We start from the raw sequence: 8,823 nt of genomic DNA on the forward strand, positions 1-8,823 counted from the left end.
ACCACGGAGCCGCTTTCCACGAATTCGCACAGCACCTTGGCCGTGGCCGACTCGTAGGCCGGTTTCATGGTCAGGTAGGGATCGTCCCATTCGCCGAAGACCCCCAGCCGCTTGAACTCCTTGCGCTGGATGTCCACGAATTTCATGGCGTATTCCCGGCACAGCTTGCGGATGACCACGGCGGGCAGGTCGGTCTTCCCCTTTTCCTTGAGCTGCTGCTCGACCTTGTGCTCAATGGGCAGGCCGTGGCAGTCCCAGCCGGGCACGTAGGGGGCCTGGTATCCGGCCATGTGCCGGGACTTGACGATGATATCCTTTAATATCTTGTTTAAGGCGTGGCCCATGTGCAGGCGGCCGTTGGCGTAGGGCGGGCCGTCGTGCAGCACATAGCGGGGCTTGCCCTGGCGCGCCTCGACCATGGCCTGGTAGGCGCCGCTTTTGGCCCAAAAATCAAGAAGTTCCGGCTCTTTCTGTTTGAGGTTGGCCTTCATGGGGAAGGAGGTGGCCGGAAGGTTCAGGGTTTTTTTGTAGTCGCTCATGGATTCACCTTGGGGAGTTTCGTAAAAACCGCGCAATGCGCATGGGAAACCGGTTACATGGATGAAGCCGGGCGGGAAGTCAAGAAACCGGGCCGCAGGCAGGGCTGGAAGGGAGCGGCGGCATACTCTCACCCCGCCGTTATCCTGCCCCATCCACGGTTCCCAAATTGCTTGCCCGCCGGGGCGGAATCGCTTATTGCCTAGCGCGTCGCACGTGATTTTTCCGACCTTTTAACCCCCCCCCTTTCGCTATGCCCAAACGGACAGACATCAAAAAAATCATGATCATCGGCTCCGGGCCCATCGTCATCGGCCAGGCCTGCGAGTTCGACTATTCCGGTTCCCAGGCCACCAAGGCCCTCAAGGAAGAGGGCTACGAGGTCGTTTTGGTCAATTCCAATCCGGCCACCATCATGACCGATCCGGAACTGGCCGCCCGCACCTACATCGAGCCCATCGAGCCGGACACCGTGGCCCGGATTCTTGAGCGTGAGCGCCCGGACGCCCTGTTGCCGACCCTGGGCGGCCAGACGGCCCTGAACACCGCCGTGGCCCTGGCCGAATCCGGCGTGCTTGAGCGGCTCGGGGTGGAGCTTGTGGGGGCGTCGCTTGACGTCATCAAGAAGGCCGAGTCCCGGGAGCTTTTCTGCCAGGCCATGGACAACATCGGCCTGAAAATCCCCAGAAGCGGCATCTGCCGCACCATGGACGACGTGCGGAAGTGGGGGGGGATGATCCCCTTCCCCATCATCGTACGCCCGGCCTTCACCATGGGCGGCACCGGCGGCGGCGTGGCCTATAATATGGAAGACCTGGAGACGATCGCCGGGCGGGGGTTGGCCGCCAGCATGAAAAGCGAGGTCATGCTGGAGGAGTCGATCCTGGGCTGGAAGGAATTCGAACTGGAGGTGATGCGCGATAAAAACAACAACTGCGTCATCATCTGCTCCATCGAAAACCTCGACCCCATGGGCGTGCACACCGGCGACTCCATCACCGTGGCCCCGGCCCAGACCCTGACCGACGACGAATACCAGCGCATGCGCGACGCCGCCATCGCCATCATGGGCGAGATCGGCGTGGAGACCGGCGGGTCCAACGTGCAGTTCGCCATCAACCCCGTGAACGGGGAGATGGTGGTCATCGAGATGAACCCCCGGGTGTCCCGGTCCTCGGCCCTGGCCTCCAAGGCCACGGGATTCCCCATCGCCAAGATCGCGGCCAAGCTGGCCGTGGGCTATACCCTGGACGAGATTCCCAACGACATCACCCGGGAGACCATGGCCTCGTTCGAGCCCACCATCGACTACTGCGTGGTCAAGATCCCCCGGTTCACCTTCGAGAAGTTCCCCGGCTCCGAGGACTACCTGACCACCTCCATGAAAAGCGTGGGCGAGGCCATGAGCATCGGCCGCACCTTCAAGGAGGCCCTGCAAAAGGGCCTGCGTTCCCTGGAGACTGGACTGCCCGGCCTGGGCAAACTCTCAGGCGCGAAAATCCCCGACCGGGAGACGCTCCTGGCCCGCATGCGCAGACCCCATTCCACGCGCATTCTGGACATCCGCCACGCCATCCTGTCCGACATAAGCCTTGAGGACATCTACGAGGCCACCTGGGTCGATCCCTGGTTTCTGCGCCAGATCAAGGAAATCGTGGACATGGAGACCGCGCTTCGGGCCTTCCCCCGGGAGCATGTGGCCGCTGCCGACGACGCCTGCCGGGAGATGCTTGGGACGGCCAAACGGTTCGGTTTTTCCGATCCCCAACTGGCCGCAGCCTGGAACCTGACCGCCCTGGAGGTCCGGGCCCTGCGGCAAAAATTCGGGATCAAGCCCACCTTCTACCTGGTGGACACCTGCGCGGGGGAGTTCGAGGCCTATACCCCGTATTATTATTCGACCTACGAGACCGGCCAGGAACTGGCCATCTCGAACAGGCGCAAGGTGGTCATCCTGGGCGGCGGCCCCAACCGCATCGGCCAGGGCATCGAGTTCGACTACTGCTGTTGCCACGCCTCCTACGCCCTGCGCGAGATGGGCGTGGAGTCCATCATGGTCAACTCCAACCCCGAAACCGTGAGCACGGACTACGACACCTCGGACAGGCTCTACTTCGAGCCGTTGACCTTCGAGGACGTCATGTCCATCATCGAGTTCGAAAAGCCCGAAGGGGTCATCGTCCAGTTCGGCGGCCAGACGCCGCTCAATCTGGCCGTGCCGCTTCTAAGGGCCGGGGTGAACATCCTGGGCACGACGCCGGACAGCATCGACCGGGCCGAGGACCGGGAACGTTTTCAGGCCCTTCTGCAGAAGCTTGAGCTCAAGCAGCCGCCCAACGGCACGGCCCTGTCCGTGGAGCAGGCCGCGCGCATCGCCGACGACATCGGCTATCCCGTGGTGGTGCGACCATCCTACGTGCTGGGCGGCCGGGCCATGGAGATCGTCTACGACGAGACCGATCTGGTGGACTATTTCGCCAAGGCCGTGGTGGTTTCCGGGGAGCATCCCATCCTGATCGACAAGTTTTTGGTGCATGCCACGGAAGTGGACGTGGACGCCCTGTCCGATGGAACGGACACCTACGTTGCCGGGATCATGGAACATATCGAGGAGGCTGGAATCCACTCCGGCGACTCGGCCTGCGTGTTGCCGCCCCACGCCCTGGCCCCGGAGATCGTGGCCGAGATCGAGCGGCAGACCGTGGCCCTGGCCCGGGAGCTCCAGGTGGTGGGGCTCATGAACATCCAGTTCGCGGTCAAAGACGGCGAGATCTTTATCCTGGAGGTCAACCCCCGGGCCTCGCGCACGGCCCCCTTCGTGTCCAAGGCCACGGGCGTGCCCCTGGCCAAGCTGGCCACCAAGGTCATCATGGGCGTGCCCGTCAAAACGCTCGACCCCTGGTCCATGCGCAAGACCGGGCATGTCTCGGTCAAGGAATCGGTGTTTCCGTTCAACCGTTTCCCGGGCGTGGACGTGCTTCTCGGGCCGGAGATGCGTTCCACGGGCGAGGTCATGGGCGTGGATGCCTCCTTCGGGCTGGCCTTCATGAAAAGCCAACTGGCGGCCGGGCAGGTGTTGCCGTCGTCGGGGAAGGTGTTCATCTCCATCAACGACGACAACAAGGGACCGCTTCTGCCTGCGGCCAAGCTCTTTCACGAAGCCGGATTCGAGATCCTGGCCACCAAGGGCACCGCCGCCTATTTCAACGCCAAGGGCATCCCGGCCCGCGAGGTGCGCAAGGTGTCCGAACACCGGCCCCATGTGGTGGACCACATCAAAAACGGCGATATCGCCATGGTCGTCAACATCATGGAAGGCAAGCGCACCGTACGCGACTCCATGGCCATCCGGCAGACGGCGCTTCTCTACAATGTCCCCTACGTGACCACGGCAGCCGGGGCCATGGCCGCCATTCAGGCCATCCGCGAACTGTCCGGCCAGGGACTTGGCGTGAAAAGCATTCAGGAATACTACGGGGCGGTCTAGCCGCCGAGGCGTTTCGATGAAAAAAGAATACTGCGGACTTTTCGGCATTTACGGCCATCCCGAGGCCGCGCGCATGACCTATTTCGGCCTCTACGCCCTGCAGCACCGGGGGCAGGAGAGCGCGGGCATCGTCACCTGGGACGGGACAACCATCCGTGAGCAGAAGGGCATGGGGCTGGTGGCCGAGGTGTTCAACGAACGCCATCTGGGCAAGGAGCTCAAGGGGAACATCGCCGTGGGGCATCTGCGCTACTCCACGGCCGGGGCCTCGCTTTTGCGCAACTGCCAGCCCTTTCTGGTACGCTTCGGCAACATGAATCTGGCCATCGCCCACAACGGCAACCTGGTCAACGCCCTGGAACTGCGCCGCGAGCTGGAAAAGACCGGCTCCATCTTCCAGACCACCATCGACTCCGAGGTCTTCGTCCACCTCATCGCCAAGTACTTAAACGGCGGCACCATGGAGGAGGCGGTCATGAAGGCCTGTTCCAAGGTGCGCGGGGCCTATTCCCTGATCCTTCTGGCCAACAACAAGATGATCGCCCTGCGCGACCCCCACGGCGTGCGGCCGCTCATGCTGGGCCGCCTGGGCGACAACTACGTCCTGGCCTCGGAGACCTGCGCCTTCGACCTCATCGAGGCCGAGATCATCCGGCCCATCGAACCCGGGGAGATGCTCGTCATCCAGGACAAGTGCCTGCAATCGTTCCGCCTGGGGGAACCCCAGCCCACCAAGCAGTGCATCTTCGAACTGGTCTATTTCGCCCGTCCCGACTCCGAGGTCTTCGGGGAGGTGGTCTATCTGCGCCGCAAGCAGATGGGCATCACCCTGGCCAACGAGGCCCCGGTGGACGCCGACTACGTCATGCCCTTCCCGGACTCCGGGGTCTATGCGGCCATCGGCTATTCCCAGGCCTCGGGGCTGCCGTTTGAGAGCACCATGATCCGCAACCACTACGTGGGCCGCACCTTCATCCAGCCCTCCCAGGACATGCGCGATTTCAGCGTGCGGGTGAAGCTCAATCCCGTGCGCCAGATGATCAAGGACAAGCGCATCATCATCGTCGAGGACTCCATCGTGCGCGGCACCACCATCCGCACCAGGGTCAAAAAACTGCGCGAACTGGGGGCGCGGGAGATCCACATGCGCGTCTCCTGTCCGGCCATCCGCCATCCCTGCTTCTACGGCATCGACTTCTCCTCCAAGGGGGAGCTTATCGCGGCTCACAACAAGGTGGAGGAGATCGCCCGGTTCATCGGCCTGGACAGCCTGCATTACCTGAGCATCGAGGGCTTGCTGTCTTCCGTCAATTCCAGCCCGGAAGAATCCCGGTTTTGCCTGGCCTGTTTCGACGGCAAGTATCCCATAGCCCCCTGCGCCGAGGGCATGAAGATGTGCCTTGAGGACAGCGTGGCCCTTTCGTGGTAGGAGCGGGCCTGGCAGGCGTCTTTCGAGACGTCGTCCTTTCTCAGACCATGACGGCCGCCGGACGCCATTATTTGAAGGATATCAGCCATATGTTCAATCTGACCGTCGATTCCAGGGCCAAGATCATCCGGGCCGAGGTGCTGTTGGCCGGCGAGCGCGAACCCGTGCTGGTGGAGGTCCACGGCTACGGCTTTTTGCGGGACAACGCCGTCACCTATCTGACCTTCGAACGGCTGGCCGTGTCCCGGGAGTGGATGGGGCGGATTCTGGACGGGGTGCTGAAGGAACGCCGGATACGGCTGCCCGAGGGTGTGGGAACCAAGCTTTTGGAAAGTTTCATGTAGCACGGGCCAAAGATCCGGCCGGGCGCAAACGTAAAAAACGGGGCGCGAAACCGCATGGTTTCGCGCCCCGGGCGTTTTGCCGAGGGATCGGAACTATTTGTCGAAAATCTTGTCGATCTTCTGGCCCAGCGTCTCGGCCGTGAACGGCTTGACGATGTAGTTGGACACCTTGGCCTGGACGGCCTCGATGATGTTTTCCTGTTGGGCCTCGGCCGTGACCATGAGGAAGGGCAGGGCCGCGAATTCCTCGCTGCCGCGCACCTTGCGCAACAGTTCGATGCCCGGCATGTTGGGCATGTTCCAGTCGGAGATGACGAAATCGATCTTGGTCTTGTTGAGCGTTTCCCAGGCGGTGGTGCCGTCGTCGGCCTCGTGGATGTTCGAGAAGCCGAGTTGACGCAGGATATTTTTGATGATGCGCCGCATGGTGGAGAAGTCGTCGACGACCAGGATGCTCATGTTTTTGTCCGCAGGCATGCGCGAAGTCCTCCGAATGTTCTCGTGTCGCGTTTTCGGGCCTGCCGCGTGCGGTCGGCATCCCCTGGTTCATCCTGTCCCGGATCAGCCTGCCGCTGTCCCGAGCCCGTTCTTTTTTTCAAAAGCGGCCTGCACGGCCGATGCAAACACAAGGGAAGCGGTTTTCTCACATGAAACGGGCCGTCCGCATTCTGTTTTTTGCCTTGTATACGGAGAGGGCGTTTTTGGCAAACCGTCTCTGGCCCGAAATATCGCGCCGTCCGTAATTTTGCGCCAGTTTCGCCTGGTGCGCCGCGTCGGCGGCTGGTCCTCAGGTCAAAAGGGCCAGGGCGAAATCCTGCCCGGAAAACGGCCGCAGATCCTCCATCTTCTCCCCGAGCCCGATAAAGGTGATGGGCAGCCCGTATTCCAGGGCGATGCCCACGATGACCCCGCCCTTGGCTGTGCCGTCAAGTTTGGTCAGGATGATTTCATCCAGGTCCACGGCCTCGTTGAAGAGCTTGGTCTGGGACAGGGCGTTCTGGCCGGTGGTGGCGTCGAGCACCAGGACGCAGCGGTGCGGCGCGCCGGGATGCTTCTTGCCTAGCACCCGTTTGATTTTTTTGAGCTCCTCCATGAGGTTGGCCTTGGTGTGCAGGCGGCCCGCCGTGTCCAGGAACATGATGTCGCAGCCCTCGGCGATGGCCCGGTCCATGGCCTCGTAGGCCACGGCCGCCGGATCGGCGTTTTCACCCTTGGCGTAGAAGACGGCCCCCACCCGGTCGGCCCAGATTTTGAGCTGGTCGATGGCTGCCGCCCGGAAGGTGTCGCCGGCGGCGATGAGCACCTTTTTGCCCTGGAGGCTGGCCCGGTGGGCCAGCTTGGCGATGGTTGTGGTCTTGCCCACGCCGTTGACCCCGATGATCATGACCACCTCGGGCGGATTGACGGCCCGGATGGTCTTTTGGGGCGTAAATATGGCGGACAGTTCCTCGCGCAGGATCTCCCGGAACCTGGCCGGATCGGTCTCGCCGGACTTGCGCACCCGGTCTTTCAAAATCTCCAGAAGCTTGGCCGTGGGTTCGTAGCCCAGGTCGGCCATGATCAGGATTTCCTCGAATTCCTCCCAAAAGGCCGCGTCCATGACCTTGTGGCTGCCCAAAAGGCCGTCGATGCGCCGGGCGATCTGCTCCTTGGTCTTGGCCAGACTCTCGGAAAGCTTGAGGAACAGCCGGTTGCGCTCGTCCTCCTCGTCCTCCAGCTCCAGGGCCAGTGCCAGGCGGTATTGGAGTTCCGAGCGGAACTCCCCCACCTCGTCGTATTCCATGTCCGCCAGCCACTTGCGAAACTGGCCGACGAAAGTCTCGGCCTCGGCCGCCGGGGCGTCCAGGCACGAAAACAGAAAGGTCAGCCGTTCCCACAAAAGGGGCCCGGCCCGGTCCACGTCGGTGAGGATCAGGGACAGCCAGACCGACAGCCTCGGCTCGGCCTCGCGCAGGGCCAGCACCAAATGGTTGCGCCAGGGCGCGTCCGCGTCGGGAGTGGTCTGGGCCGCCCGGGGCGTCGGCACGACAGTCGGGGCCGTGGCCGGGATCGGCGTTTGCGCCGCGGGTTCGGCGAGATCCGTCGGGGCCTTGGGAGGCGCGATGACGGGGGCGGCCACCGGTGCGGCCTTCGGGGCGGCGGCTGGTGCGGCGTCTGCGGCATCTCCGGGAACGGCGGCGATCCCGGCCTCCCCGATTTCCCCGGTCTCGGCGACCGGCGCGGCCTCCTGGTCCGGCCTCTTCCACAGGCGTTTTATTTTGGAGAAAAAACCCATATGCTTTCGTCCTTTCCGATGCGGCCCGTCGCGCCAGCCAGCGGCAACGCGCGGCGAGCGCGCTGTGTATGATTTTTCAAGTCGGCGGCACTCTATATGTTCAGGGCCCGGGAGGCAACCGGACAGGCCGACCCGGGGCGGATCGATCCCGGGCGACATCAGGGAGGCAGATATGGATTTTTCCGATGTGACGCGCGATGTGCCGCTTTTGGCGCGGCGCATGATCGAGGCCCAGATGCTATGGCAGGTCTATGAGACGACCCGCGAGGCCGACGGACGGGAAAAGGCCTTGGCCACTGTGGTCCGGGCCGTGGAGACGGCGGCCGCTGAGGCCGGGCGGGCCTTTGCCGCCCTGGCCCCCAAGGGACCAGGCTTTGAGCACTTCAAGACCATCCTCGCCCTCTGGAAGCACGGCGGGGCCCTGACCATCGAGCATGTCCACGACACCGATAGCGTCCTGACCTTCTCCGTCACGCGCTGCCTGTACGTCGAGGCCTACCGGGCCATGGGCATCCCACCCGACCTTGTTCCCCTTTTGTCTTGCGCCCGGGACGCGCCGTTCGCCGCCGCCTACCACCCGGCCCTGGAATTCGACCGGCCCTGTACCATCGGCGAGGGGGCCGAGGCCTGCCTGTTCCGCTTCACCTGGCGCGACTAGGCGCGGAGCGGCCTCCGGCGGCGAGGGGGGAAACCTTTTGAAAAAGGTTTCCCCCCTTGACCCCCCTTCGAAAACTTCGTCGCGCTTCGCGTC

The 8,823-nt window shown here is 63.3% G+C and carries 7 protein-coding genes; 4 read left to right on the forward strand and 3 right to left on the reverse strand.

Features of this window, described 5'->3' with window-relative positions; translation table 11 throughout:
• On the reverse strand, positions 1-539 hold a 539-nt coding region (locus V3572_RS00310), incomplete at its 3' end, for a class I tRNA ligase family protein (protein WP_332108968.1).
• Positions 540-790: 251 nt separating this feature from the next.
• On the opposite strand from V3572_RS00310, the gene carB reads away from it, so the two are divergent.
• The 3 genes from carB (at position 791) to V3572_RS00325 (ending at position 5,797) form a co-directional block, all read left to right on the forward strand.
• Complete coding sequence (carB, locus tag V3572_RS00315; RefSeq protein ID WP_332108969.1) at positions 791-4,024, forward strand: carbamoyl-phosphate synthase large subunit; 3,234 nt, start codon at positions 791-793, stop codon at positions 4,022-4,024.
• Positions 4,025-4,040: 16 nt separating this feature from the next.
• Complete coding sequence (gene purF / locus V3572_RS00320) at positions 4,041-5,453, forward strand: amidophosphoribosyltransferase (RefSeq protein ID WP_332108970.1); 1,413 nt, start codon at positions 4,041-4,043, stop codon at positions 5,451-5,453.
• Positions 5,454-5,542: 89 nt separating this feature from the next.
• Positions 5,543-5,797 carry a hypothetical protein gene (locus V3572_RS00325; RefSeq protein ID WP_332108971.1) on the forward strand — a complete coding sequence of 85 codons (255 nt, stop codon included), beginning with the start codon at positions 5,543-5,545 and terminating at the stop codon, positions 5,795-5,797.
• A gap of 93 nt (positions 5,798-5,890) precedes the next feature.
• Here V3572_RS00325 and V3572_RS00330 read toward each other — a convergent pair whose 3' ends face one another.
• Positions 5,891-6,274 (reverse strand): chemotaxis response regulator CheY, encoded by a 384-nt coding sequence (locus tag V3572_RS00330; RefSeq protein WP_332108972.1) that lies wholly within the window; start codon positions 6,272-6,274, stop codon positions 5,891-5,893.
• A 310-nt stretch (positions 6,275-6,584) separates the two neighbouring features.
• On the reverse strand, positions 6,585-8,072 hold the full coding sequence (ftsY, locus tag V3572_RS00335) for a signal recognition particle-docking protein FtsY (protein ID WP_332108973.1): 1,488 nt from the start codon (positions 8,070-8,072) through the stop codon (positions 6,585-6,587).
• Positions 8,073-8,244: 172 nt separating this feature from the next.
• Here ftsY and V3572_RS00340 point away from each other — a divergent pair, with 172 nt between their 5' ends.
• Positions 8,245-8,730, forward strand: coding sequence for an L-2-amino-thiazoline-4-carboxylic acid hydrolase (locus V3572_RS00340; RefSeq protein ID WP_332108974.1), 486 nt, complete (start codon positions 8,245-8,247; stop codon positions 8,728-8,730).
• Positions 8,731-8,823: the final 93 nt, after the last annotated feature.

The sequence above is a fragment of the Desulfolutivibrio sp. genome, assembly GCF_036584575.1.
Lineage (GTDB): Bacteria > Desulfobacterota > Desulfovibrionia > Desulfovibrionales > Desulfovibrionaceae > Desulfolutivibrio.

Bases quoted from the DNA above. Each gene is read 5' to 3' on its own strand.
- carB (WP_332108969.1), top strand. From the start codon at position 791: ATGCCCAAACGGACAGACATCAAAAAAATCATGATCATCGGCTCCGGG.
- purF (WP_332108970.1), top strand. From the start codon at position 4,041: ATGAAAAAAGAATACTGCGGACTTTTCGGCATTTACGGCCATCCCGAG.
- V3572_RS00325 (WP_332108971.1), top strand. From the start codon at position 5,543: ATGTTCAATCTGACCGTCGATTCCAGGGCCAAGATCATCCGGGCCGAG.
- V3572_RS00330 (WP_332108972.1), bottom strand. From the start codon at position 6,274: ATGCCTGCGGACAAAAACATGAGCATCCTGGTCGTCGACGACTTCTCC.
- ftsY (WP_332108973.1), bottom strand. From the start codon at position 8,072: ATGGGTTTTTTCTCCAAAATAAAACGCCTGTGGAAGAGGCCGGACCAG.
- V3572_RS00340 (WP_332108974.1), top strand. From the start codon at position 8,245: ATGGATTTTTCCGATGTGACGCGCGATGTGCCGCTTTTGGCGCGGCGC.